The sequence below is a fragment of the Paenibacillus alginolyticus DSM 5050 = NBRC 15375 genome (genome assembly GCF_000422905.1).
Lineage (GTDB): Bacteria > Bacillota > Bacilli > Paenibacillales > NBRC-103111 > Paenibacillus_E > Paenibacillus_E alginolyticus.
This window is the reverse complement of record NZ_AUGY01000001.1, coordinates 289418-315025: the sequence shown is the minus strand read 5'-3', so window position 1 is coordinate 315025 and position 25608 is coordinate 289418. Positions and strand designations below refer to the sequence as shown.

At 50.3% G+C, this 25608-nt stretch carries 35 protein-coding genes; all 35 read right to left on the bottom strand.

Features of this window, described 5'->3' with window-relative positions:
• Positions 1-532 precede the first annotated feature (532 nt).
• The gene (locus tag G519_RS0101760) at positions 533-829 is read right to left on the bottom strand and encodes a hypothetical protein (RefSeq protein WP_029193207.1); all 297 of its coding nucleotides are present in this window, start codon (positions 827-829) and stop codon (positions 533-535) included.
• Positions 830-1257: 428 nt separating this feature from the next.
• Positions 1258-1560, bottom strand: coding sequence for a DUF7678 domain-containing protein (locus G519_RS0101745; protein WP_029193205.1), 303 nt, complete (start codon positions 1558-1560; stop codon positions 1258-1260).
• A 95-nt stretch (positions 1561-1655) separates the two neighbouring features.
• Positions 1656-1844, bottom strand: coding sequence for a hypothetical protein (locus tag G519_RS41340; RefSeq protein ID WP_244279974.1), 189 nt, complete (start codon positions 1842-1844; stop codon positions 1656-1658).
• A 174-nt stretch (positions 1845-2018) separates the two neighbouring features.
• Positions 2019-2906 carry a hypothetical protein gene (locus G519_RS0101735; RefSeq protein ID WP_029193204.1) on the bottom strand — a complete coding sequence of 296 codons (888 nt, stop codon included), beginning with the start codon at positions 2904-2906 and terminating at the stop codon, positions 2019-2021.
• A 16-nt stretch (positions 2907-2922) separates the two neighbouring features.
• Entirely contained in the window at positions 2923-4536 is a 1614-nt protein-coding gene (locus G519_RS0101730; protein WP_029193203.1) for an S-layer homology domain-containing protein, read from the bottom strand.
• Positions 4537-4589: 53 nt separating this feature from the next.
• The gene (locus G519_RS0101725; protein WP_029193202.1) at positions 4590-5027 is read right to left on the bottom strand and encodes a hypothetical protein; all 438 of its coding nucleotides are present in this window, start codon (positions 5025-5027) and stop codon (positions 4590-4592) included.
• 2 nt (positions 5028-5029) lie between these two features.
• Positions 5030-5452 (bottom strand): TadE/TadG family type IV pilus assembly protein, encoded by a 423-nt coding sequence (locus tag G519_RS0101720; RefSeq protein WP_029193201.1) that lies wholly within the window; start codon positions 5450-5452, stop codon positions 5030-5032.
• Positions 5449-5871 (bottom strand): prepilin peptidase, encoded by a 423-nt coding sequence (locus tag G519_RS0101715; protein ID WP_029193200.1) that lies wholly within the window; start codon positions 5869-5871, stop codon positions 5449-5451. The genes G519_RS0101720 and G519_RS0101715 overlap by 4 nt, the downstream gene beginning before the upstream one ends.
• 7 nt (positions 5872-5878) lie before the next feature.
• Positions 5879-6079 (bottom strand): hypothetical protein, encoded by a 201-nt coding sequence (locus G519_RS0101710; protein WP_029193199.1) that lies wholly within the window; start codon positions 6077-6079, stop codon positions 5879-5881.
• A gap of 37 nt (positions 6080-6116) precedes the next feature.
• A complete protein-coding gene (locus G519_RS0101705) occupies positions 6117-6317 on the bottom strand; it encodes a hypothetical protein (RefSeq protein WP_029193198.1) in 201 nt (66 codons plus the stop codon).
• Between the two features lie 23 nt (positions 6318-6340).
• Positions 6341-6571, bottom strand: a complete 231-nt coding sequence (locus G519_RS0101700; protein ID WP_029193197.1) for a hypothetical protein — start codon at positions 6569-6571, stop codon at positions 6341-6343.
• Between the two features lie 22 nt (positions 6572-6593).
• Positions 6594-6824 carry a hypothetical protein gene (locus G519_RS0101695; protein WP_029193196.1) on the bottom strand — a complete coding sequence of 77 codons (231 nt, stop codon included), beginning with the start codon at positions 6822-6824 and terminating at the stop codon, positions 6594-6596.
• 13 nt (positions 6825-6837) lie between these two features.
• Complete coding sequence (locus G519_RS0101690) at positions 6838-7056, bottom strand: hypothetical protein (protein WP_029193195.1); 219 nt, start codon at positions 7054-7056, stop codon at positions 6838-6840.
• A 10-nt stretch (positions 7057-7066) separates the two neighbouring features.
• Positions 7067-7909, bottom strand: coding sequence for a hypothetical protein (locus G519_RS0101685; RefSeq protein WP_029193194.1), 843 nt, complete (start codon positions 7907-7909; stop codon positions 7067-7069).
• 35 nt (positions 7910-7944) lie between these two features.
• Positions 7945-8802, bottom strand: coding sequence for a type II secretion system F family protein (locus tag G519_RS0101680; protein WP_029193193.1), 858 nt, complete (start codon positions 8800-8802; stop codon positions 7945-7947).
• Positions 8799-10055, bottom strand: a complete 1257-nt coding sequence (locus G519_RS0101675) for a CpaF family protein (protein WP_161632897.1) — start codon at positions 10053-10055, stop codon at positions 8799-8801. Before G519_RS0101675 ends, G519_RS0101680 begins: the two co-directional genes overlap by 4 nt.
• Before the next feature lie 61 nt (positions 10056-10116).
• On the bottom strand, positions 10117-10722 hold the full coding sequence (locus G519_RS0101670) for a CpaB family protein (RefSeq protein WP_029193191.1): 606 nt from the start codon (positions 10720-10722) through the stop codon (positions 10117-10119).
• Positions 10719-12035: an AAA family ATPase gene (locus tag G519_RS0101665; RefSeq protein WP_127527850.1), complete on the bottom strand. Its 1317-nt coding sequence runs from the start codon at positions 12033-12035 to the stop codon at positions 10719-10721. The genes G519_RS0101670 and G519_RS0101665 overlap by 4 nt, the downstream gene beginning before the upstream one ends.
• A 35-nt stretch (positions 12036-12070) precedes the next feature.
• The gene (locus G519_RS0101660; RefSeq protein ID WP_029193189.1) at positions 12071-12250 is read right to left on the bottom strand and encodes a hypothetical protein; all 180 of its coding nucleotides are present in this window, start codon (positions 12248-12250) and stop codon (positions 12071-12073) included.
• Positions 12251-12272: 22 nt separating this feature from the next.
• A complete protein-coding gene (locus G519_RS0101655) occupies positions 12273-12584 on the bottom strand; it encodes a hypothetical protein (RefSeq protein WP_029193188.1) in 312 nt (103 codons plus the stop codon).
• Between the two features lie 44 nt (positions 12585-12628).
• Complete coding sequence (locus G519_RS0101650; RefSeq protein ID WP_244279972.1) at positions 12629-13417, bottom strand: DNA adenine methylase; 789 nt, start codon at positions 13415-13417, stop codon at positions 12629-12631.
• A 144-nt stretch (positions 13418-13561) separates the two neighbouring features.
• A complete protein-coding gene (locus G519_RS49835) occupies positions 13562-13711 on the bottom strand; it encodes a DNA cytosine methyltransferase (protein WP_127527848.1) in 150 nt (49 codons plus the stop codon).
• Between the two features lie 28 nt (positions 13712-13739).
• Positions 13740-13985, bottom strand: a complete 246-nt coding sequence (locus G519_RS49830; protein ID WP_029193186.1) for a hypothetical protein — start codon at positions 13983-13985, stop codon at positions 13740-13742.
• 82 nt (positions 13986-14067) lie between these two features.
• Positions 14068-14283, bottom strand: a complete 216-nt coding sequence (locus G519_RS0101635) for a hypothetical protein (RefSeq protein WP_084159978.1) — start codon at positions 14281-14283, stop codon at positions 14068-14070.
• Positions 14255-15241: a M23 family metallopeptidase gene (locus G519_RS41335; protein ID WP_051252992.1), complete on the bottom strand. Its 987-nt coding sequence runs from the start codon at positions 15239-15241 to the stop codon at positions 14255-14257. Before G519_RS41335 ends, G519_RS0101635 begins: the two co-directional genes overlap by 29 nt.
• Positions 15231-15566, bottom strand: a complete 336-nt coding sequence (locus G519_RS0101625; protein WP_029193184.1) for a hypothetical protein — start codon at positions 15564-15566, stop codon at positions 15231-15233. Before G519_RS0101625 ends, G519_RS41335 begins: the two co-directional genes overlap by 11 nt.
• Entirely contained in the window at positions 15559-17124 is a 1566-nt protein-coding gene (locus G519_RS41330; RefSeq protein WP_051252991.1) for a hypothetical protein, read from the bottom strand. Before G519_RS41330 ends, G519_RS0101625 begins: the two co-directional genes overlap by 8 nt.
• On the bottom strand, positions 17121-19613 hold the full coding sequence (locus G519_RS0101615) for an ATP-binding protein (protein ID WP_029193183.1): 2493 nt from the start codon (positions 19611-19613) through the stop codon (positions 17121-17123). The genes G519_RS41330 and G519_RS0101615 overlap by 4 nt, the downstream gene beginning before the upstream one ends.
• Before the next feature lie 31 nt (positions 19614-19644).
• A complete protein-coding gene (locus tag G519_RS0101610) occupies positions 19645-19890 on the bottom strand; it encodes a hypothetical protein (RefSeq protein WP_127527846.1) in 246 nt (81 codons plus the stop codon).
• An 11-nt stretch (positions 19891-19901) separates the two neighbouring features.
• Positions 19902-20624 (bottom strand): TcpE family conjugal transfer membrane protein, encoded by a 723-nt coding sequence (locus G519_RS0101605; RefSeq protein WP_029193181.1) that lies wholly within the window; start codon positions 20622-20624, stop codon positions 19902-19904.
• Between the two features lie 4 nt (positions 20625-20628).
• On the bottom strand, positions 20629-20886 hold the full coding sequence (locus G519_RS0101600) for a hypothetical protein (protein ID WP_029193180.1): 258 nt from the start codon (positions 20884-20886) through the stop codon (positions 20629-20631).
• Positions 20887-20939: 53 nt separating this feature from the next.
• Positions 20940-21113 carry a hypothetical protein gene (locus G519_RS49825; protein WP_154669525.1) on the bottom strand — a complete coding sequence of 58 codons (174 nt, stop codon included), beginning with the start codon at positions 21111-21113 and terminating at the stop codon, positions 20940-20942.
• A gap of 40 nt (positions 21114-21153) precedes the next feature.
• The gene (locus G519_RS0101590; RefSeq protein ID WP_244279971.1) at positions 21154-21966 is read right to left on the bottom strand and encodes a conjugal transfer protein; all 813 of its coding nucleotides are present in this window, start codon (positions 21964-21966) and stop codon (positions 21154-21156) included.
• A gap of 11 nt (positions 21967-21977) precedes the next feature.
• Positions 21978-22856 carry a replication-relaxation family protein gene (locus G519_RS0101585; protein ID WP_029193178.1) on the bottom strand — a complete coding sequence of 293 codons (879 nt, stop codon included), beginning with the start codon at positions 22854-22856 and terminating at the stop codon, positions 21978-21980.
• 195 nt (positions 22857-23051) lie between these two features.
• Positions 23052-25352 (bottom strand): type IV secretory system conjugative DNA transfer family protein, encoded by a 2301-nt coding sequence (locus tag G519_RS41325; RefSeq protein WP_051252990.1) that lies wholly within the window; start codon positions 25350-25352, stop codon positions 23052-23054.
• Positions 25353-25608: the final 256 nt, after the last annotated feature.

Here is a 25608-nt window from a genome sequence, read left to right as displayed (position 1 = left end):
TTGAATTATTAGTCAGGTGACATCTTACCTCTGTCTTAAATGGTGAGCAAGTCAAATATCAATTGCTACCAGCCTTTAAAGATTCCTTGTATAATTGGGAAATCAGTCTTGCCAAAATACGCAACGCATCCTCCGAAGGGGCCGTGTGATTATAATAGATTAACCCTACGATCTCCCCGTTTCGTTTATATGAAACTATTGAATTATTTTCATGACGTTCCAGTTGCACAGAACTACCCCCATTCCATTATGTTTGTTGCCTACATGAATGACTCCCTCGACCTTATTCACTTTTTTTCCTTTGATGCATTTCTGCAGGACAGACACCGATCCTGTCCTTTATAGATCCGATTATAAATATCCGGATTAACCTTAATCGTTTTACTACAGCGCTGGCAACAGAATATAATCCATATCATATGAAATTCTCCTCCATGCCGAACAAATACGACAAAGCCGCCCCAATGGGACGGCTTTGTCGTCATATTTTAAGTCAACCGTGTTCGTTTATTATAACTGGGTTAGCAATTTGTTAGAGTAAAGGGACGGGTGCAGGTATTTGAAAAACACTCGCAACAACATGGATCCCATCTGCAAGACCATGACGATACAGCAATTCTTTTTCTTTGGCGAGATACATTTGGAGATAATCATCCCATTGATTCAGCAAACCCAACTGTTCAACGCTTAAGGTAGCCTTGAGTTGTTCCAAGTAGTTGTCCGACTCTGCCCGATTATGCTGGATTTGCAATTCCTTCTGTACAAATAAGTCGAGTTCATCAAAACGTTTTTGGATTGCCGGCAAAATCCAATCTGGACAATGCGTCATTCGATCTCCCCCTTCACCTTTTTTTGTAGTGTCGAGTGTAACTCTTGTGACGCAGAGCAGCAAGTCGCGTTATCGACTAATGGTATTCCGCTTACAAACACATCTCTAGGAATGTCCTGGCCATTTGCAAAAGAGGGAGGATTCCACTTAATATCCAAAATGATGGTAACCGTCTTTAATATGACATCCGTGTCAACGATCTCTGATTGAATGATTGGATTTGCCAATGTAATGCTTAACGGCGTTTTTCCTCGGAGGTCCAATCAACCTATTCCGGCTATAGTTTTTATTTTAAATCCGGTGGAATGCCAATCCCGGGGAAATTCATATTTCCTCGCTTGATGGCCTCATGTTCAGCCTGTCTCGCCTGTTTGTACATCGGATGTTCTTCTTCCTTCCGCTTACAACCGGGGCAAATGGTATCGATATTAGCGTTGTTCCTCGAATGTCCAATCGATGCTTTTACCGTCAAAATGACGGATCGTCTTCTCTATCACAGCTCTTGTGCGGCGATCGCTTGGCGGACCCCCGTCCCAACCCCGATCATAATTGGCAAGGCAACGGCTAAACTCCGCCGATCGATCCGGGTACACCTGCAATCGACTGACACGCCCTTTTGCGATCCCATATTCGGATGGTTCGCTGAATACCTGAGCTTGAATAAAAAGGCCGTCTATGTCGCCGTCAAACCTTCTGCCCATAAACCATAAACCCTTATCTTGAAATAGCATAATCATTTCTCCTTGAAATCAAAAGGACAAGATTGCTTTTGGCAGTCCTTCGTCTCTTCATCGTAAGGCTAGTTTTTTCGATAATACTTTGCTGTTTATCTCTTCGATTTTTGCGGATATATAAAAGGAACACCTTCCTTGAGAAGTGGAACTCCTTTCTTTTTAAGAAACTCTTCCAGATCTCCCTCGTAAACCCGACTCATCACTCCATTTTCATCTCTAATGTAATAGTACATATCGCCAAAACCGTTTTTTTCTTTGTGAATGAGTTCCAAAGAAAACACTATTCTTCCTCCCCCTTCGTTAGTAAAACCGAATAAGGAAACGAAGGATGTACTGGACAGATACATCCGCCGAATTTCAAAGCGTACATGGGCATTTCTCCGAAAAAAGAAAAAGGACTCCGTTTCCGAAGTCCTTCTTTGCGTATAAAATTCTGTTTAAATCCTGTTTTTCACTTAATACAACCTTACCGGGGGATTACCAGGTGGTGTTGCGGCTGGCGGCAATACCACTTGGACTTGCCTTGATCCAGTTATTCCAGTATAGGTTGCTGAAACCGTAAAGCTTCCTTCATTTTGCGGCGTAAAGTTAGGGCCGTTTGACCATGAGGCAGAGCTGGTTACGTCAACATGATTGCCGTTATTGTAATACGCCGTGGCTGTATAAGAGTAAGTCTGTGCGGCGGTTGCAGAATCGGGGCCTGAAACCGTAATGCTTGTAACATAAGGAGCTGGGGGAATATAGGGAACATAGGGAGTATAACTGCTCCCTCCCCCGCTATAGCTATTTCCGTCGCCGCTTGAAGAACCATTAGGCAAAAGTGTTCCCGGATTATAGTTTGGAGTTGTGTACTCGGGTGGATACGTCTGACCAGGACTTGAAATATTGATGATCCCACCTCCATACCCATTATGAATGCCGTTCCAATCTACAGTATTACCTGTCGCTTCATTGCTGCTGCGCACTGCGGTATCTCCTTGATAAGCTACACCAGACCCATAGACATCAGCCCATCCTGCAAATTGCCCATTGTTCATAATGGGGACTGTCATATTCGCATTATTCATGCCGTCTCTTACATCGCTATTAAAACTTGGAAGTCTCCACGCCAGACTATCGCTAAACGAATTGTCAACAGGTACAAGACGGCCACTACCATTATCCACTCCAGTAGTCGCATAAGAGGACCCATCCGGGTTGATAACATTTAAAGTATCACCTCCGGACCATTGAACGACCGAGCCATCATCTAAGGTGTAATCAGCATATGCAAGACCAGCAGCAAACAACAAAAAAACGAGTGTGACGATCCACACCCGCTTAGTTTTAAGCGGTTTATTCATATTTCTCCCCCAATTATTATTTTTTATATTTTTGCAAAACAGTTTGTAACTCCTGAGATAACAGCAACCCATTGTCTTTTACTTTTTGAGAAGATTCATAGGCTTGCAGTTTTCTCCAGAATGGATCATCGCTTATTTCAGCCCAAGGGACGTTGTCGATACTTACTGGAATGTATTGCCCGCCGTTATAGTTAAAGTCGGTCCATAATTGATTGAGAATCTTATCCAAGTCCCCTTCAATGAATTCGAACCAATTGCCTGTTCTTACGACAACAAGCTCGTGCAATCCACTGCCAGCTTGTTTTGCAGGTTGATCCGTGTCCAATTGTTTCACTAACGAAGCGTTTGTGGTTTCATCTGCTGAAAGACCCATGATCCGTAAGATTTTTAGTCTTCCCGGAGATTGCTTAAATGTCTGTTGAAGGGTTGGAATGGCTTCACTCTGCTGCGGATTCTTGGTAAGGGGAGTCAGAACATTCCCATAAAAAACATCACCACTTTGCTCCTGATATTTAAAAGAAATATCATGATTTGAGCCAGTGGGCGGTTGTATATGCCAGTCTTTCTGACCTTCTAATGGGACGCTAATCGGAAAATCCTGAACTACCCATTTCCTATTTGATTCTCTTTTGATCAGAATCGTAAAAGTCTCGGTCTTTTGTCGATACCAATCATTATCTATCTTCTTGTCATAGGTAAGGTACCACGATATCATGGCTAAATTGTTATTTACATACTTCGGGTAAAAATCACCCATCCAAAATCCATACATGTTTGAATTGATATCGGACTGAGTCCGAACAAATTCAAGATATGTTTTGTATTGCGATACTGCTTTGTCGCTGGCAAAAGAGTGAAGGGCGCTGAGGTCCAGCGGCTTGCCTTTTTGCACCATGGCCTCTTCCCAGCCCCCAAACAAAAACATATCCGCAGCTTTAGCTGGTTCCCATGCCCCGCGAAACTTTTCCGAAGCATAGGGACTTTTAGGGTGGTCCAGCTGTAAAGTCCTTAACATAACCGTGGAGGCTTCGGCTCGGGTCAAGGTTCCTTCAGGATGGAAGGTTCCATCCGCATAACCGTTCAGGATCCCCGCACCCACTGCGGTAAAAATATCCGAGAAGTAAGGGTGAGTCGAATCGACATCCGTAAAAGTCTTAAGGTCGTTTTTGGGAAGGTCTACGTTCATTTGAGAAAGAACTTTGGCAATGATTCGCGCCATTTCTTTTCGCGGGATGGGATCGTTCGGATGCAATTCTTTTCCGTTATCCTTTGTTGTGATCCAGCCACGCTCCAAAGCCCGATGCACGTCATCCCCATACCAGTCGGCTGACTTCACATCCGAAAAAGTCTCGAGCACAGAATTATGAGGGTCTTGCAGGATTAACCCCATGTCAACCGCTCTTCCCAAAGAAGCTAAAAACTCCGCTCGGGTTAAGGATCGATCCGGATAAAAATTGCCGTCCGGATACCCGACGAAAGCCTTCATCCTCGTCATGGTATCGATGGTTCCTTGTGCCCAGTGATCTTGCATATTGGGAAATAGTGATTTTGGTGTCGGATTAGCGGCGAATACTGGAACGGCAGTGAGTATGAAGCAAAGGGCAAGCATGAACATAAAAATTCGTTTCATTCCCTTTTCCTCCTTTTTCCAAGTGCATCTTGTTCCCATTTTACCTCGGCTTTCTATCGAAAGCCACCAATAGATTCGGCCACCACGGGCCACGGATCCGGGGCGGCATATCCGAATGCTTGCAAAAATTTTGTCGATAAAGGAAGAGGGACGGAGGCCCTCGCGTAAACTTTATACCGGCTGTTATTTATTTTTTGATATAGCACCTCATCAAACGTAATGTTTCGCAAAATCAGCTTCTGGCCGGCATTTTTTTGAAATGTTTCTTGCGCGCTTTGCCTTGCCGCCACCTCTCGAATATCCGGATACCAGTGATTCGGTCTTCCCCATTGATCCCACCCGTCCGGAATTTGATCGCGCTGGAGGGCCGCGGCAAGCGTTGACGCATCCTCGATATTTAGCATTTCGCAGCGAACGGCCACGACATATCCGATATCGATGGCCAGGCACGTCATGGCAATCGTGATAAAGAACAGAAAGACTTTGGCCATCACTACCACTCCCGCATGAAACTTGAACCGGCACTAAAATCAAGGGTATCATCCACCGTTATTCCCACCTTGCTAAACGAAAATGGAAACCGAAAGTGATACGTTACCTTTACTGTGCAATAGGCCCCATCATAGTAATTGATATTTACGTCTGACCACGAATTAAACTGTGGCGGAGAAAGGGAAAGCGCACCTGCCTGCAGCTCCTTTTGTGCAGATTGCATAACGGCGCCGTTGTCCTGCATGCGGGCAGCCGTTCTTGCGCCCGAAGCGGAAGCCGAGGAAACGACCTGATATGCATGAAAAAACATCGCGGCATTCGCAAGCAGCACGACACCTATGAGCAGCAAAGGAAACGTAAGGAAAGCATGTTCCAAAAATACATTGCCACGCTTGTCCTTAAAAAAACGTGCGCCGTTTCTCATAAGTGAAAAAACCCCCTTCCGACGGTCCATAAAACCACCGCTGCAAGGGGAACCGCATACGGAACGGCTGTATGCCGTAATGCGCTTTTGGTCTTATAAGCGATGGCGAGCGCAAAGACAACGGATAAGAATGCAGCCCCCATCCAAAGATCAACCAATTGCCAGGCCCCCAGCAATGTTCCATAGGCCATCAACAATTTCACATCGCCACCACCTAACCAGCCTTTTAAGAAAGGAACGAGTAAGGTGCACGCCGAAAAAAATCCGACCAGTGCGACATCGAACCTTCCATGGAAAGCGGATAAGAGGAATCCAACCAAGATTCCCCCTATCGTCAGCCGGTTCGGTATCATGGACTTCCTCCAATCGGAATAAGCGGAAAGCAGTGCCAGGATGACGACAACAACCAATTCCGGCATCGACATATTAACGGCCGATTTGCGACGTCCACCACGTTTTCAGCGTCGTGATGATGGTCGTAAACAAATCCAGCAAGATGGGCTTCATCGCCCACACGACAAGTCCCATGACGATTGCAAAAACCATGTATTCCCAGAACTCTAACCCTCGCTCGTCCTCGATCAATTGGCTTCCGTTTTTGGTAACTTGCCTCCAAAATTTTTTCATCCTGCATCCACCTCCAATAATTTTTTCTGACTGATGATTAACGGCCGATTTGCGACGTCCACCATGTTTTCAAGGTTGTGATGATGGTTGTAAACAAATCAAGCAAAAGCGGTTTCATCGCCCATACAACGAGTCCCATGACAATCGCAAACACCATGTACTCCCAGAATTCCAGTCCGCTCCGATCCCAAATCAATTGTTTTATTCTTGATTTCATTTTCATTCGTGCGTTTTTCATCACCCGGTCAACTCCCATAGTTTTTATTTTCGATCATGGAACCAATAAGCTTTGGTATAGGGGAGGACACCTTTTCTGCTTGGAATGCCGACGGTAGATTTTCCGTTACCGTTCCACCCCTGTGCATTTGCGGTTCTGATGGCTAAATCATTTGCCGCGTGACCGTAGATCTCTTCTTGTGTTCCTTGAATTAATACATACAATCCGCCCATTGCATTCATCGGATGGCTCACGCTTGCCTCCATTACACGCATTCCTTTTCACCTCGCATCATTGTTACAACCGGCTGTGGAAAATAAAGTCCTTCGAACAGAAACGGCCGTTTACAACAGGGGTTCCCGATTTACTCCATCCATGTCCATACCATCCTTTTTCATAGGCGGTCCGAATGGCGAGTAATTTTGAAGCCTGACTGTCGAGTTCTTCTTCGGTTCCTGTAATGACAACCCGCAGCCGTTCTCTGCCCGTTCTGAAATGGGGGCAAACTTCAGCAACAATAACGTCCATCTGGCGAGTCCCCTCACTTCCGCTTATAAAATTCATAGCTGAGTTTATATTCATTCCCCCGAATTCGTTTCACGGGACTCACATAACGGCTCCCTTTCGGATCAAAGCCGCGCTGTTCCGCGATTTGTTTCGCGAGTTCGTCGGAAGCACTTCCATAACAGTCTTCCTTCGCACCGGCCAAAACGATATGCAGTGTACGGGAATCCAGAACCTGTATCTCCATGGCTCGCATCCGTTTCCTCCTATAACGTGACATTTTTCTTCATGGACTGCATTAAAATTAGAAATCCGAGAATCAGGATCGGCACAAAAATAAACAGCAGGACAACGAAAAAAAGACGCGTCACCGCATCTTTAATCTGTTTTTTCGCTCTTCTCCGATCGTGCCGGTCCATTCTGTTTTTCAGTTCTTTCAATCTGCCCGCCATTTCCTGCGGACCGTAACGATCTCCATCCATGAGCACCCTGACGAGCTGAACGAATTCTCTTACCGGTACGCGCGCAACGGCATCCCACAGCGCTTCTCGCAGAGAGCGTCCGCCCGTGAATTGTACCGTCATCCGGTTAACCTCCTCGTTCAGGGAACCGGGGATGCGGCGGAATACGTCAAAGAGCGTGCTCTGAAAGTGAAGATTGCCTTCAAGCAGCGGAATCAGCAGCATAAGCCAATTTCTTACCGCAATCCGAACTTCTTTTTCATGCCTTCGTGCCGGGGAATGCAACTGAAATAGAGGGAACAGGAAGCCCAGACCGCCCATAAAAAGGACAAACAGCCATCCTCCACGCTGGGGCAGTATGGCGGCAAGTATGAGGCCAAAAGCCCCTGCTACACATTGACGAAAATATAACTTTTCCACCGTCATCCCTGCTAACTTACCAGCAGCTGAAATTCGTTTCTTCAGCCACGATGCATAAGAATCCGGAAGCAAATAATCACCTGTCCAGTTTTGAATCGTACGCAGCCTGCTCCCCTTTTCCTTCGGGACTTCCGGATTACTGGCGCTAGCCTCCCCACTCTCCAACTGGCGAAATCGATAGGCTATAAAAAACAAACTGACAATCCCTAAACAAACCAAAACCCACAAACCTTCTCACCTCCTCGTCCTGGTCATCCGGTTTCTTACACATCCAGCTTCCGTACCAATCGATACGTTAAAAAAAGCCCTACACTCATGAAGCTTAGGGCCGCTACAAATAGGACAAAAAACCAGGTCTGGTTCAGCATAGGGCTGATCGCCGGCCAAAACCAAAGCAATAAACCCAATAATAAAAGAGGAAGAAGATAGGCTGACATGCGGTAGGAAGAAGTCTCGCCGCGTAAATCCGCGAGCAGTTCTTCATCTTCCTCCATGTAATTCACCACATCATCCAAAATATAGGGCAGTTTCCCACCTTTTACGATCGTTAGCTCAATTAATCCGGCGATGGAGGAAAAATCACTAACTCCTGTCTGTTCCGCAAGTTTGTGGAAGGCTTCCCCTTCCGGTTTTCCCAGACGAATTTCCCGGTTCGCCTGGAGCAGGAGCCCGCTCATCGGCTCAGGCAATTCCAAAGCCGCGCGAGCCAGCGCCTCCGCAAAAGTCGTCCCGGCACGCAAAGCCGTAGAGGCCAAACGCAACGCGTCCTTCATTTGGTTGCGGCAGCGCCTTTTCCAAATGTAACTTTTTAGAGAGTAAGTGCCCCAAGGGCCAAATAAAGAAGCTGCAACTCCCAACAAAACTGGGACCCAAGATTGCTGTGATAATGCCATGACGATACCGAGGAGAACAGGCAAGATAAAAAGGCTGATGATCAGTGGCAGAGATCGAGCAGGTGCAAATGGAAATCGCCGCTCCAGCCATTGTAAGACAATAGAATCGTGCGGATGGGCCGAACTTCCGAGCATGAATCGCCGGAAAGCGATCCATCGTTCCCGTTTCTGCTGCCACACACCGGCCAAAATCAATAAACCCACGATGCTTATCCCGAGTCCGATCATTTATTTCCTCCCAGTAAAGCCTCAATAGGAATTCCCCAGGAATGAAAATCCTTTTCCAAGCCTTCACTCAGTCCTAGAAACTGAAGTTTTCCGGCGGGTACGCCGTCCATTCCCGAGCCTTCCTCTTGAAACTCAAATATCGGTCGAGCAGCGAGCATCCCGTCCTGATAAACCACTTCGGAAATGGATTTCAACAAAAGCCGATACCCGGAACTGCTTTCGATTCGTTCATTTTGAACAAGAATGCGGATCCCGCCGGCGATCAGTTCATCAATGACGGTTTCAGAGACCTGACCTGCCGTTAGACCGAGTGTCTTCAGTGCAGCAAGCGCCTGCTCCGGTGTCCCCGCGTGAATCGAAGAGATGACTTGATGCCCGGAGTTCGCCGCACGTAGCGCGTCCAGCGCCTCCGGACCGCGCAGTTCCCCGATCACCAGCACATCGAGATACATTCGCATCGCCGCCCGCACATACTGCCGCAGCTGGTATCCCCCTTGCCCGTCGCTCTTTGGCAACACTTCCTCCATCGAGATCACATAGGGCAGGTCAGGCCGCAGCTCCTTTTTTTCTTCAATCACGGCCACAACGCGGTTGGGAGAAACCACTTCCTGCGAAAGCAATAACTGAATCAATGTGGTCTTGAGCGATCCGGTATTCCCCGCGATAATCCAGGAAAGTTTTCGCTGCTGTACCGCTTTTAAAAAGGCTATCGCTTTATGCGTAATCACCCGCTTGTTCAAAAGAAACGATAAATCCAAAAAACGGGAGGGGCGACGAATGGTCATCACCGTTCCCGATGTTGTCTTGATCGCATGCAAACGGGACCCGTCGGCTAAATCGAGGTCCACCTCGCGAACGGATTCATCGAAGGTGCGCCCGCATTGAATGGCCAGCCGATGCACAAATTGACGGCAATGTTCTTCATCCCGAAATTGGGCGTCCACAAAGGCTTGCCGTTTTCCCTCTAATGTATAATGGATGGTTTGCGGCCCGATGGCCTGGATATCCGTAACGCCTTCCATCCGCATGAGCGGATCAAGTGGACCGAAACCCGTCATTTCACTGATCACTAACTTCATCAGCCGTTCCTTATCCTCCCTTGGAAGATGCGGATACACGTCCTTTACAACTTGAAGAATCAGTTGCTGCAGTGCCGGCATTGACTCAGGATCCTCCGAATTAAAATGGTGAGGCCGCAGTTCACTGTATACCCGTGTTAGGACAGATCCGAGTTCAATCCTACTCTTTGCCACCGAACGGTCTGGAGAATCTTCGGTTCGAGGTTGACCAAAGCCACGTAACATGAAGCACCTCCTACGGTTGATTTAAAACGATGCGAATTTTGCCACCAGATAAAAGAACTTGATCCAGGGCGTCCGACTGTTCTGTGGTTACCGCCACCGTTACCACCTGAGCCGTCTTTTCCAAAATGGGCACTTTCCGAATACTGACCAGTGCCGCCTCCGTCCCTTGCCGCATGATCCCATGCAGGGTAACGAATTCCCCCACTTTGCCAAGCCCCGCTTGTTCGATATCAATCGGGATAGTGACGGCCACTACATTCTCCTTGCCTAGACTTGATAAGACACCGGTCAAGGAGCTCGATGAAACCAAATTCCCTTTGCGCAAGGTAGTAGAAGGCAATACCGTCATGGCCATTCGTTTTCCGATCACTTCTTGCAAGGAAAAGAGCGTATCGGGCTGAACACTTGTCTTCGGCACTTCTTTCAGCGTGACGTCGGAGGCTTGAATGAGTTGATACGCTCCGATCGTCACGTTATCTTTCACCGCTGCCGCCTGGACGACGCCAGCCTGCTTCACTTGGGAAAGCAGGTTCTGCACTTTAAAGCCCATCAAAAGGGCAAGGATGGTGGCGAATATAAAAATGAGGTTGGATTTTTTCATTTCCCATACCTTCATGGCTGCTTCCCTCCCTTTCTTTTTGGAATCAATCGTTGCTGTAAACTACCCAACCACGATTTGTTCGCCGCTGCTTCCTGCCCTACCCATCTTCTAACCAACCGCTCCAGTTGGACACTGTAGGCATGAGTGGGCTGCTCGATCGCAATGCATTTGCCGCGTTTTGCGAGAATCCCGACAGTGGCATCTTCTGCGAATGAAAGTAACAAAGGCCAAGGCAAGAATTCCTTGAATTCGGCTTCGCTGACGCCATGTCCGGTTACCCGATTCCCTATCGTGAAGAGCTGCGGCTTTCCCAACTTTTGCAATTCGCCGGCCATCATCCGAAGATTCTTCACACTCGCCGACTCGTCAGAAGTCATCAACAATATGGAATCGGAGTGCTCCATAATCCCCTTCAATCCACTATCAAAAATAGTCGGTATATCTATCAAGACGATATCCATTTCCTCTTTCAAGAAATGAATCACCTCCACCAAGGCATCGATCGTTATCCCTGAAATATCCATGTAGCTTGTGGGTGCCGCGACAAAAGAAAAACCCATCTCACTTTGCTGGAGACAGGTTTGTCTTAATTTGGGCTCGTGTATTCTCCGAACCAAATCGGTAATGGCCCACTCGGGATGAACTTGAAGCGTAGCTGCCACCGTGCCATGATACAAATCCAAATCCAGCACACAGGCTTTAAGACCAAATTTCGCCAAAACCGAAGCCAGATTTAGCAGGAATACGGTTCGACCTATGCCTCCTTTCGCTCCATATACTGTAACTATAGAAGGCAAAGTGGATCTTTCCATTTTTTCGTTGAAGCTTGATTCTGCGGTATCCGTTTCTGGCTGCTGATTAAAGATGTCTACTGAGGCTATTTCCTTCTTTACTGTTATTTGAATCGGCAATTTCGTTTCGTTTGTTATTTCCTCTGAGCTGGTCTTGTTCAGCCTTTGGGATAAGGGAATGCTTTGATTCGGTTCATTCGTTGCCGTGATTTCATCCGCTAGTACCTCTTCTATCTGCGTCAGCTCTAAATAGCGGGCACAAAATTGTTCGTCCGGAAATAGGACTCCCGAAATTCCGATTTCCCTCAGCTCATCCTCTGATATTTCTTCGTCGATAAGCAGCAACATCCGTAGCCCTTTTCTCGTAAAGATGGCAGCATTGGTCTTCCAGTTTCCTGAGCTTGCATCCAGGATGATCCACTTGATATCTTTCGTCACTTTATGGATATCATAGATGACCCGAGTGGACCAACCCAACTGACGAATGTCCTCAATGAGTTTGTCACGTTTTCGGGCACGAAAAAAATATACTTGCACTAGCTCCTCTCCTTTCTTGGGTTCATTCTTTACCTTCAAGTCATTTTTTCACCTTCATAATACACGGGGAGCTTTATGGATTTGGACAAATGGATGGAGTATTCCTTGGCATCTTCAAAGCAAGCTCGCTGGTCCATTAGATGCGACTGCCCCGATTGGACGAGGATAATGGCAAATTCCCCGTTTTTGTTTTCGATCCGTACCTGATCCTCCATATTTTTCGACCTCTCTGTCCCACTAGACCTGACTTAAAATGTTTAACGCGGTTTCTCGATCAATCGTCCAAGTGTATTTTGCATAATCGTATCCTTCAGGCTCCACTGCCATTACACGGGCTTTATCCGTTAAAATAAGCAGGGATTCATGACAATGTGTTTCAAGGAGTTTCGAATGATCGAGACGAATAATGTGGTTTAGTTCTATTGGGCTAACAATGAAAATCGGCACATTCCGGTACAGCTTGGTGTAGGGCTTCGTTTTGTCTTCGTACTCAGGGAGCCGAGGCACCTTTCTTAACTGTTTATACACAACTACATCTGCCGTTTTCATACCTGTCTTCCCTCCGTCGTTCTTGTAGGTTGATAACATCCAGCTTATTTGTTATCAGTTGTAGAAGAGTAATTCATAATAATTAATTCTTTCACCGGCTGGCGGCCTGCGGGCTGTTTGGCGATTGAATATCTGGTTTCCAGACTCTCTATGTGAAACACGCTGTACCATTCCCGTATAAGCGGATGGTCGTTAATGCTGAGCAGAAACTTGCCCTTGATCGTGCCGAGCAGCTCCCTTAACTGCCGGTGATGCGTTTCATCAAATTTGTACAAATATCCGGAAAGGCCAAGGTAGGGCGGATCGCAATAAAAAAAGGTATCCGGCGAGTCATACCGCTGGAGTAGCTCTGCGAAAGATCGGTTTTCGATATATACCCCGATTAACCGTTCGTGTGCCAGTTTGAATTTATGTTTTACTTTGCTCAAGTCATACGCCGGTTTGCTCCGTGTGTACCCCCAATCATCACTGTCGTTATATTTGCCGCCAAAATGGGAATAGATCCGGTAATAAAAATCGTAGGCACGGGTGACCGGGTCGCGCTCCTGACCGCGGCGATTCATAATCCGTTGGAATTCATCGCGTGCGTAAAGCGCCCATTGAAAGCGTTGGGCCAGTTCCTCCCAATTTTCCTGAATCACTCGAAAAAAATTGACGAGTTCCGCATTAATATCCGCGTAAACCTCCACTTTGGAGCGTTCCTTTCCGAACAGCACCCAGCCTCCGCCGCCAAACACTTCCGCATAAACGATATGCGGCGGGAAACGACGAATGATTTCTTCACGCAGTCGTGACTTGCCACCCTGCCATCGAATCGGGCTTTTTAGCAACATCTTTACCTCCTCTGGTTGATAGATCGATGAAAGAAAAACAAAAAGTGCGGCACGCAAATCCGGTAACTCTGAACAGCACACTGCTTCATAGTCATACACCGATTCAATTAATAACAAGTCGGTAACGGTACAGTACCCTGTAAGTCAAGCCGCCTGTGGATGGTTGTGCAGATATGTCAATAGTGCGGATGCATCCAGATCTACCCCGATCCTAATGTCAAACCCTACTTGCTTAAACCCGGAGGACAATCCGCCTGCGCCACAAAACAAATCGACACAGGGACCGAGATACATCAATACTCCTCCGGGAGAAGAGCGGTTGCTATCCAACGGCACCATGATCGTCAAAGATAATCCATACTTTTTCCGGCAGCATGAACGGCAGTGTTCCGAGCGACTTGCCGTTTCCATCGTTAATGGATATAGCTTGGCCTTTCGGCCCAAAGGCAAGGAAGGTAGTGGAAGATAATAGTCCCTCCGCTTTCTTGAACAAGGTCTCGATGACCGTTTGGGACAGTCCGAGATTTTGCACCCCGCGAGTCATTACTTTTTGTACCGATTTTCCCATTGCAGTTCCTCCTGTTGACGGCAATAAAAAAGCGACCTCCTCCGAGATCGCCGTTTGTATCACCGTTATGGAATTTTCCTGTTTAACAAAAGGAGTACGAATCCGTCTGCCTGAACTTGCGCCAAAATTCTTCCCTCTTTGCTTCGTTATCGAATTCAACGGAAAGCAATCCTTTTTCGTGCAACGCATCCAATTCGCGATAAATGACTTCTCCACCGCATTTCACGACATCCCGCGCATAATGGTCCAAATCGCCATTGTGCTCACATTCACGGAATCGCAGATGCACCATCACCATCCGGTACTCCCCCCTTCTGATTGAACACAAACGTTTGCGGATCGACGGACTGGCCGTTCTGCGCCATACCAAAGTGCAAATGCGGTCCGGTGGATTTCCCGGTGCTGCCGACCCACCCGATCACTTCGCCTTGATGCACCGTTTGCCCCATCGTCACGCCAATATCGGTTAAATGGCCGTAAAAACTTTCCACGCCTCCCGTATGCTGCAAACGGACCAGATTACCATATCCGGACGTGCTTCGCTCAACTTGGACGACAATTCCATCACGTGCCGCCAAGACCGGTGTGCCGCGTGGCGCGGGAATATCGATGCCGTCGTGAAACGCTCCAGGCTGTCCGGTGATCGGATCGGTTCGGAAGCCGTAGGTGCTGGATAGAGAATAATAGCCGACTAACGGCCACAACCAATGGTGCCGAATGACCAGCGACAAGGCGTATTCCTGTTCCTTGACATAGACCCGGCTTAGGTCGGCCGGATCGGGAAACAGCAGAGCCAACGTTGATTCTGCCTCGTTTTGCCTCTGCTTAAACAGATTCGCCAATGAGTAAATGACGTCAACCGGGTTATCCAGATCGATCTTTCCATCCTGATCTCCATCGATTTGATAGGTCTCCCAAAGGGAACGAGGAAAGCCAAAAACGCCGATCGTGCCGCTTTGCTTTGGTTTTTCCAGGCCAAAGTTGGTCGACACTCGCTGAATGGCGGCCAGCCGATTCCAGGACACCGTCTCATTTTCTGCTCGGATGTACAGCGGAAGGAGAGCGGCCGGAATATCGAACGTCTTTTGCTGCGGTACCGGAATGCGATCCATGGACGAATCCGAAGAACTGGCGAACATGCCAAGCATGACCACAAGCAGCAGGCTGAATAACGCAATGAGCCCCAAACCCGAAAAACCGATGCCCCCGATCACCCACAAAATCAGCCGCTTCTTCCATTCAGCTTTAACGTCCATTGCCGCTTTGGCCCGTATCTTTCTCGCGTGCTTGTAGCAGTTCACGTTCCGCTTTTTCCAGAAGCGGGCGGCAAGAGGCGTCCCCGTTTTGTACCCGCCGGCTTAAATTGGCTACAAGCGCCTCCCAGTCTTTCACAACATTCATCGTCATCCCCTCTTGTTCATACTTACTTTCCATCACTGAATCCTCCAGCATATAGCCGTTGAACACAAGTTCGAGCGCCTTTTCCCGCGGGGGTGATCGTGTGATAAGATCGTGAACGACCACTTCAGAAAGGAATCTTTGTTGAAGCAGACGTTTGCGGGTCTCACGAAATTTACTCATCTTTTTCATTCCCCGACTGATTGGATCCGGAAAGGATTTTCTTCACGGCGGCTTTTGCTTTTTTCGTGTTTTCCTTGGTCTGCTGCCAAGACTGCTTCGCTTCGCCCAGGTGGTAAACGACCTCCCGTTTAGAGGCATCGTACATTTCATGCGGCGTGGGAGCTTGGAAAATGCTTAAGATTTGTTTGAGTACCTTTTTCCGGAACAAAAAGGCGCAGAAAAAAAGAAGCGCGACAAAAATCTGCTGCAGCAAGAGTAGGCCGGACCCGCGCGCCACAATATCCGCAATCAGCAGCGTAAAGCCCATATAAAAGCCGTAGATTACCTTTGTGCCAAGGACGCCAATCAGCCAACCGACCCAGCGGCGCACAAACGCAAAACCCCGCTCCGGAAACAACCCGAGCAACAGCACAAGCGGCGCTAAAATCAGAATGGCCAGCGCCATTTCCTGCGCCAAAATTAGAATCAACGCAATCGTCCCGACAAACAGCAAAAGCGTCAGCGCGGCAATCAACGATAACAACGCAATCAGACAGCGTATGCCGGCCGCGCCGCCCCCGAACACATACGGGATGTCCGCATGGTCGCCGTGATTGATTTTGGGGTCGCCCAGTACCTTGCGTAAAATATCCCGCTGACCCATACCGGGCGCATACTGCCGCAGAAGAGTGGACCAAGAGTCTCCTTCGTTTACCAAAAAGTTCATGTCGTTTTCTTTGGCCTTCTCGACAATGGCTTTCACTTCCTCTGCTGTTAAGCGTACCGCGTTCGCATCCTGCCGGCTCAGTTCTCCGATGGTCCAAGGTCTGTCGACGAACAGCTTCCACAGTCGATTGGACGTTGCCAACAGCTGTTGATCCGCCACATGGGTGAACCCGGTATTTGCAGCCTGATCACCGGTGACGCGTTGATACGGCGCGGCGAGTGAGCCCATCGTCACTTGGGTCAGTTGATCCATGGTCTGCGAGATGGCGCGGATGCTCTGCCCGGAGTGGCTGAAAAACCAGTAACTGCCGATGAGCACAACGAGTGAGCCGACCACACCGGACATAAGCCGCGTCGTCTGGTTATTCCAGTATCCGATCTTTACCATCCATGCCGCCAGCAGGACGAGCGCAAACGGAAGGAACTTGGCAAATAAACTCGTTCGCATACCGTCCATCATGGGGAGGATCATAGATAGCTGCCCGTTCACCAAGTCCGTGTGAAAACCCAGCTGCATCAGAAAGATGCTGAGCCGGACAATAAAAGCGCCGCCGACAAAGAGCACGTTGCTAATCCAGTTCAACATGAACGGAAACGGATTGTTCAGCTTCGGTTTCCATCCCTTCCACTCCACCAAATCGTACCCCAAATCAAAGGTATAGAGGTCGGGAGGCACCTGCCGGTAGTCAAGCGTTCGTTCGCCGGGCACGATGCCCATTTCGCTTTCGCCCGGAAGCAGTTGATCGAGCATGTCATTGGGAGTTTCCGCATGGGCGGTTAAACTGCCTCCCAGCCCCAGCAAACAAGCAATAAAGACCATCAACAAAAGGCCATAGCGGCAACATCGTTTCAATCGGCTCCCCTTCTTTCCTCCAGCAACCGATCCGGTGTCGTATTAAAGAGTTGCAACAGATCATCCGGCGTCGGTTCGATATGCACCCGTCCGATGCGGCCGGTGATATCCTTCATGTAACAATCCCCTGCCTTGAGTTCGCGGAATGCCTGAATCATATCTTCGTCGTCCGGATCAAGGCCGAGCAGCGTCAAATTATCGGCAATGGCTCTCGGATCTTCCGTCCTAAAACAAAAAATGGAGCCGAGATTGTTTCTCGTCTCCTCATCGCTCACATCCCCCGGATTTTGTGTGGCAAAAAGCGGCACCACCGCAAACGAACGGCCCATGCGGATGATTTCATCAATCAGCAGGGCCCCTTCGGGAAAAGCCTTCAGCATCCAGAGTTCATCGATCCCGAATATTTTGAGTATGTCGTGCGGGCTGTGAAACATATACTCCCGCCCCAGCGCCGCAACCAGATACATGATGCCGAGCCCGAAACGCTCGTTAGGCGTCAAGTTGGTCTGCACGCGCTCACTTCGTTTCTTGGGCAGCGGCAATCCGGCCAGCGTGATCACCACAAACCGCGCGCCGCTCAATTGCGCATTTTCTTCCCCGTCGCGGGCGAAGATGAACTTGCCAAACGGACTTCGCGAGTACGATTGCAGTCGATTGACGCAGCGCCGGGCTTCAATCCGGATGGCTTCAACCGACGATTCGGCCGCAATCCGGTCCAGTTCTTTCATAAATGTAAAGAGGTCGTGCCGTTCCTGTTCATACGTACGCTCGACGGCTTCCATGATGGCATCTGCCCGTTCATCGTTGCGCGTTCCCTCCAGCAGCAGACTGAGGAAATCCAGCACAATGCCGTGACACCGCTGGTCGGATTTCGACATGCGAAAGGGATTGAATTTCGTCTGCGACTCCGCCGAAAAGTTGAGCAGCACCATATTCTCGCGGATGTCCGGAATGAGCGAAAAACAACTGTCTTCGCCTTTCGGATCAATTGCAAACACAATGCCGCCCTGATTATGCGCTTGGTAATACAGCGTCTTTTTCAGCACCGACTTTCCGGCGCCGAGCGTACCGACAATGACAATCGCACCGGAACGATTGAGTTCCTTGGACATCGGACGTTTTAGATCCAGCAGCACCGGAATGCGGTGCAAGGTGCGCCCGATGTAGTCCCCATCCGGATCGCCGATCTCCCGGGAACCGTGCAGCATGCCGGCAGACAAAAATTTCGGGTCCATCGGGATCCGGTTTTCTTTCTCCATGGCCGAGCCCGGTAAAAACAGCTGAAACGCGTTCGCCTGATCCGCCGGAGCGCGGACGATGCGGATTTGTTTAGTCGCATACAATTGCAGAAGCTGCGCCGCCCGTTCCTCCAGCTCCTTGCGGGAAGATGCGGACACATTCAGCCAAACGGATGACCAGACAAGCGGCATCCCTTTTTGCAGCTTGTTTTCCAACACTCTTCCCCGCTTGCCGGCCCACTCCAGCGTGATCGGCGTTTCCTCCGACGCTTCGTGGTATTCTCGCCGCTGGTCTTTGAGTACCTTGCGGTTGCGCTGAAGGCCGCCTGCCGCTTCATGCGGCGTTTGTACCTGAAAGTGAATGCTGACTTCGGCAGGAAAGGGCAGGTCTTCGAGCGCATACAGCCACTCGTCGCCGACGGTGGCAATTTCCTCGGGCACATCGACGACGGAGAAAAACGCCTGAAAACTTTTCATGCTGTCTTCCTCCAGGTCATCGTGATGCACAACCCACGTCTTCATTTTTTCTTCCCCGATGAGGTCCGCGGCGAGGAGCACCGGCAGCGATTTTTTGGGGCGCAGCAGTACCTTCTCGCCCATCACCCGCACCTCGCGCATGGTCTCCGGTGACAGCGTCAGTTCCGGCTCCAAAGCCACCCCCCGGAAAAAGCCCCGCCGCAGCAGCCATTCAATTTCCTGCGGTCCGCACCTTTCGCCGCCGAGGTGTTGGTTCACCTGATTAAACTGCAGGCTTTCGGCGGACCTAGCGATGTGCATGCGTTCCATTTCCAGTTCACCGCGCTGGCGATACCAAAACTGCTCCTGAATGTTTCGCCCCAGCGCGCCGGCCCACTCCCGCAGCGTTTCGCCCGTTTTGCGAAGTCCCGACAAATCCACTTCGGGAAATTGCTTTTGCACGGCGGACAGCTGCAAAATGAGATAAAGCGATCGCTGCCACGGCCGCCGCTCGGCAAACCGCTGCATGACCGCTTGGACATACCGTTCATGTTCCGCTCCCTGACCGGTGCGTCTGGCCTGCCATACGCCGGCATCCATCATCCGGGTCACGGAAAGAAGCTGGCCGCTGCCGTGATAGCTGTGCAAAAACTGCTGCATGACGCTGACCGTGCCGCCCTTTTTCTCCGGCGACTGGTAGGCGTACGGCTTCAGCGGAATCCGGTACACCGCCCATGGCTTGAGCAGCGTATCGAACAGGAGATTTTGCTCCCAATACAAAACCGGAAATTTCAAGTCGTCTCACCTCCCCCCACCGTTCCGACTGTTACGTGATCCAAAAGCGATTTCGGTCGGCATAGTCGTACATGCGAGTCAGCCATTCATCAAGTTCTTCTGCATCCCGAGCCGCCCTTAACTCAGTGAAATGCGGAAAGGACCGAAAACACGCCTCACAACTTAATCGCTCGGTGATCGCCTGGCCCTTTTTCTCCACACTGGTCGACTCATTTTCAAGAATATCGTCGACACCAATGGACACCTTGTGGTTCCATTTCCCCATCTCCATCACCACGCTTCGTCTCTTTATCCGTCCTCTTCATTTTCACACGAGTCGATCCGTTTGCTAACCTTCCACATCTCGATGAGGTCATTCCTTTTCTCTCGATCCACTTGTACCGGAACGGATGTTGTCCACGCCAGTGCCCGCCGTGCTTTTCCTTCCAACCGTGCAGGCGGAACGACCGATCGTTTCGATTTCCGCTTGAACGGCGTCACTGTTAGCAACGTTGTTCGTGCGCGCCAACGGACTTGCATGTTTGCTGGAAGCAGGAGCGTTTGCAGGCCCTCCACGGTTCCACCCAGCCGCACGTTGCCTCCGCGCCATTCCTCGATGCCGTTTTTTAGTGAAAATCGTTCATAGGGTCGGCAACGGCCAACAAATTGAATCTTCCGTCTTTCCCCAGGTTGGCGGATCACTTGCCAGCGAACAAACCATTTCGGCCGCACCAAAAAATGCAGAATGTCCCGCAAATAGCGCGGAACCGACTTTCCTGCCGGATCGAGCTTGACCGTGTAATACGCGGCGGCGATTGGGCCGACCACCATCGTGATCGTGCGATCAAACGGAAGCACCCATGAGAGTAGCGGGAAAAGATAACAAAAGATGAAAAACACGCCGACATAGACAAACCACAAAACGACGCCATCCTGCCGGATCGGCATCCACAAGCGGATATCCCCGATGTGATAAATCAACGGCCGCACCCGGTACAGGGCGCGATACGATTCGGTTTTTTCCTCATTCACCCGCCTACCCTCCTGTCGTGTTGGTCAATCCGTCAACGGAAATGCCGAGGGTCTTCAGCACGTACAGCGCGAGGTACTTGGCAATGCCTGGTGCAAAGACGAAAATGCCCAAAATAACGGACAGCAGGATATGCGACCAGAGCCGGTTTGTCTCTCCGTTGGCATACATTTTGACACCCCGGTAGATGGCAATGGTCAAAAAGATCGCCTGCAGCAGCCGCTTAATCACTTGAAGACCGGTATTCACAAAATCCCCATCCATTTTTTTCACCCCCTAAAATGGTGAATCCTCGCCACAATCGCTCCGAAAGACAGTTAGTGATTCTTCGGGTCCATCATTTCAGCCAGTTTTGCTCTTGCCTCACGCAACGTCAGGTTGGGGTATCCCTCATTTTTGCTTTGTTGGTCGGTCCAAACCCCATGCCGATCGAGTTTTTGAAGCTGCGCAATGAGCGACTGTCGCTCTTCTTCCCTTTCCTGTTTGGACATCGCGCGGAACTCCCTCCCTCGTTCATCAATTGGTGACCGTTTACTTGATCGCTCCAACGAAAAATTTCTGATTTTCTTCCGTCACTGTGAGCTTCCATACCTGCGTGAAGCGGAAGCCGGTCGCCTCATCTTTGGCTGAAAACGTGACGGTTACGGCATACGGCCCGACTCCTGTGGCGTCCAGCTGATCCAGCGAGACAAAACGCAGACGGCCGGCTAGCGGAATCAGATGGGAGCCGGTTGTCACATAGTTAAACAGGCTCTCGGCGTCCCGGCCTTCACATATCGCTTTTAGGAAACTTTCGATGGCCGGACGCATTCGCTGTTTCACTTCAGCGGATGTCGCCTTTTCGCCGTTTCCCTGTTCAGGAACGGCAGGCGGCTTCCGCAGCGGGCGAAAAAGCGGCGGCGCAGTAACGGCAGCACCTTTATCTGCCTGCACCCATACCGGAACGTCTACTTCCCACGTTGCGCGATCCGGATTTTTTACGAATACTCGAACATGAACCGTATACCGTGATCCGCCGCTTGAAGAAAAGGACACCATTTCCGATGCGATGACCTCTTGCCGTTTCGTTTTTTGTTCCGCTTGCAGTGGAGTAAAAAGGGCCAGCACATCCGGATTGACATACGGTTTTAATCGTTTCAACCGTGCCTCCAGCAACTCTTCGCCGTTCCAGTCCATCCATTCGCGGGCAAAGCCCAGTGCCGTATGGATGGCCATCTGTTGCTCAAGTGATCCTCTCGTCAAGGCTGGGGCCGAATCGGTTTGCGGACGCACCAAGGAAGAGACGGTGCCCAAACAAGCGATCATGAGCATCCCCCATAACAACAGCTTGGGCAGCAAGCGCATGTCCACCCGCCTCACCTCCTGTACATCGGGGACGACTCGCGCAGCTGCTTACCGAGAATCGGAGCCGTCGTATCCGGGGGAAGAGGGAGAAGCGGTAGATCCATGAGACACAGCCGTCGCTCCTCGCTTCCCCACCAGAGCGCGCGATCCACGCCGCGCTCCTTCCACTCCGTTTCATGGATGGCCCATACGTTCGGCAAATGGTCGCCGCTAAACGTTTCTTTTTGCAGCACCTCCCAAATGTCGAGGAGGGCTTTCGGACGACTGGCGATTTTCGTTACAAAGAGGACATGCACCGCCTCCACCTGCGGCCAAATGGCCGGCAGCAGTCGACCGTAGTTAAACAGCTTATCCTTAAGCCGCCACAGGTTTTCCGTGCCCGTATCGTATTCCAGATGGAACACAAGTCGACCGCGTCCAGACCGTAAATAACTGCCGAACCCATCCGGCTTGACCGGCCTTGTTTTGCGTCCCGAAGCGTTCACCTGCACATAGCGGTCCGCCGCTTCGCGCGGATCGAGCCATTCCATGAATCCATCACCGCTAATGGGCAAACTGTGATGGATCAGATCTGTAAAAAAACGATTCGTCCCATAATAATGCTCCAACTGTACCGGGTCGTCCTCCCAGGCTTTGGCCCGAAATGTTTCTTCGTCCCCGCACAAGCTGGCCGCTGCCCTTGCTCCTTTGGCACTCAGGCAATACCCGACATGATGGTTACGGAGGAAGGGAAGCAGGATGCTCCGGATGACGCCTTCCGCTCTCAGTTGTGCAACCATGCTGTATACCGTCTTGATCCGGTAGTTCAGCAGAGCAGCACCTTGTTCTGCAGTTAGTAAGGTGTACCGATACAGCGCCATCATCATTTCTTTTTTTGCTGTGTAGTACATGACAGAGGGTCAGTCCTCCTTTCGTGCGGCTTGGGGCGGTGTGAGTATAAATAGTCTGGCTCAGCCCACTCACGTTCACCGCGTTGTGTCGCGGTTTTTCCGCTTCTTACCTGCTTTCGATGTTCTCTCCGATTTGCCCTCGAAATGACTCTCGTACATCCTCTAAGTGTTTCTCTCGGATTTGCCTTAAGCCCGTTAGCGGAAAAACGGCAGTTCCGATGCTTTGTTTTTTCCGTTGCTGGCTGCCCGGTTGATCTCTTGATCAACCGTCTCCGCCGAACGACCGTCCTGCTCATCCGAATACGCCCAGGCTTCCCCAATCCAGGGTTCATGCAGTGTCGGAACAATTTCGTTTTTGATGGTGAACAGTTCCAGCCGTCCCTCATGGCCTTTAGTTCGCACGATCGCGTGCAGTTCGGCCAAGTTCATCAGGTCGACGTTGGTGACCTGGGGTTTGAGCCAACGTGACAGCTTGTCCGCGTCCGGCCCTCCGAGTTGCAGCAGCATAAGCGTGCCGACATTGCCAAGAATCGCCTCCAGGATGCGGTCGGACAGTTGGGATAAATATTGGGTAGCCAAAAACAGCGACAAGCCGAATTTGCGATCCTCCGCCAGTATTTTCGTCAAAATGTCCGTAGCAAACAGATGCATTTCATCGGCAAAAAAGAAGTGCGGACGCGACTGGTGCTGCGGGCGTTTGCGACAGGTGAAATGATAGTCGATGAAGAACAGGCTGGCTAATATCTTGAGTAAATCCGGCACGCAGCCGGAGCCGTCGATGAGCACAATCTGCCCCTCATCCATCACCTGTCGGACGTTGATGCTGCTGTGCAGCTGACCGAGCATCCGCCGCGACGTCGGGTAGGTGGTGAGCGCGCCTAATTTGTTCAGGATGGGGCCGAGGTGTTCGCCGAAATTGGAAATCTGCGCGAACTCATCTGTCCAGAAATGGCGCAAGTGCACGTCCAGATGCGGCAGCATTTTTTTGCGGTACGTTTCATTAAAGAAAATATCGATGATGCCGAGGACCGTTTGCGGCGGTACGGAAAGTAAGCTGAGTACGGCATTTCTCAAATAATGCTCCGCCCTTGGCCGCGATCCCGGAAACAATTGCTGCAGTGTCGTGACAAATTCGCCCGTCAGGCTTTCCCGCACGTCCGTATGAGCGGCTTGAAACAAATTGAAGCCGCGCGGCCGGTCGGTGTGCCCCAAGGGAATGAGATGCAGCTTCGGATACAGGCTTTTCGGAATGTAACTCAGCAGCGTTTCAATCGCTCCGCCGTGCGGATCGAGAAAAGTGAAGCCCGGCGCCTGATCCGGCGTTTTTTGTAAATCCTCGACCATGCGTGTCATGATCGACAGTAACGTCGACGTTTTGCCCGATCCGGTGGTACCCGCGAGAAACGCATGCTTGAGCATCTGATTCACCGGCATGCGAATTCCTTTGTCTACGCCCGGCACATTGCTTTTTCCGATAAAAAGCCCCGTATCCAGCCCTTCCGGCGTCGGCATAATTTTCACATGCATCTTTTGCATATGCGCGGCAGCGAGATCGCCATAAACCGGGATGCGCAGCCAGTAGCCCAGTTCTTCGGCAGTAAATAAAAGCTTTTTTGATGGCATGCCGGGCGAAAACAGTATTGGGGTCTGGCGTCCCCGAACGGGACGGAGCACAATTCCGTTTCCGCTGCGCATTGATTGCAGCATGTCATTCATCGTTTGCAATCGTGCTTTCGAGCTATACGAACGGATCAGTACACGAAAGCCCACCCACAGCCCAATTTCGTCCTCACCCTGCTTGCATTGCAGTGAACGCTTCACGTTCTGCTGGTGAACGGTCAGTTCCCGCTGCCTCGGTCGCTCTTTCTGGTTTGTTTGCATCTCCCGCCAAATGCCGCGAAGCGACACCGGCTCATTGGCCGGCGAATGCAGCCAGACTTCCGCTTTGCGTACATGGCGCTGCAGCTCGCGCTTGGAAGATGGCGCAAATGTCAGCGACAGCCACACTTCCTCGCCTGCTTTCAGTTCTCCCGCGCCCATCGCCGCGATCATCTCATTCACCGGGTCTTTGCCTTCAGGTAGAAAAGCAACGACAGAAAGGGCACCTTTATACAAGGGTCTTCCTTCGGCCACGATGGTCTGCGCCCGTTTTCCAGCCTCAAACACAGGTTCCGGAGAAGGAAGCAAATACACACCGGAAACCTGGGTTTGAAACGCGGTCTTAAACCCCATCCAGCGGATGTCGGGGACAGAAAAAAAGAGCCGTACTTGTCCAGAAGGACCTTTACACTGGACCAAGAAACGAAAGTAAAGCTGTCCGTATCGCAGCCGCTTGAACCGGGGGTGACCGAGATGGCTGATTTGCTTGGCGAATCGCGCCGCCCTGGCGAGATCCATCGGCGTTGCGTCCAGGGAGGGCATCACTTCAACCCACTGCATTTGTTTGACTGGGCCTTTGCCCGGCTCACACCAGCTTGGAAATAAAAAAGAGAGCACGCTGCTCCCTCCCTTCGATGCCGTATTCGGTTATTCTACCAAATGGCTGTTCCACATCTCCCCTTTCCCTTCGAAACACCGCATACTCCGATGATTCCGGAAATAAAAAAGACAGGCGTTTCCGGGTATGCCGGGTGGCCTGTCTACATTTTTCTACACTATCAGATTAGCATTTTTTACTTACATTGTCGTTATACCTAAACTTATATTTTTTTTACCTCAAAGTTTCCTCAAAGTTTCCTCAAAGTGCAGGTCA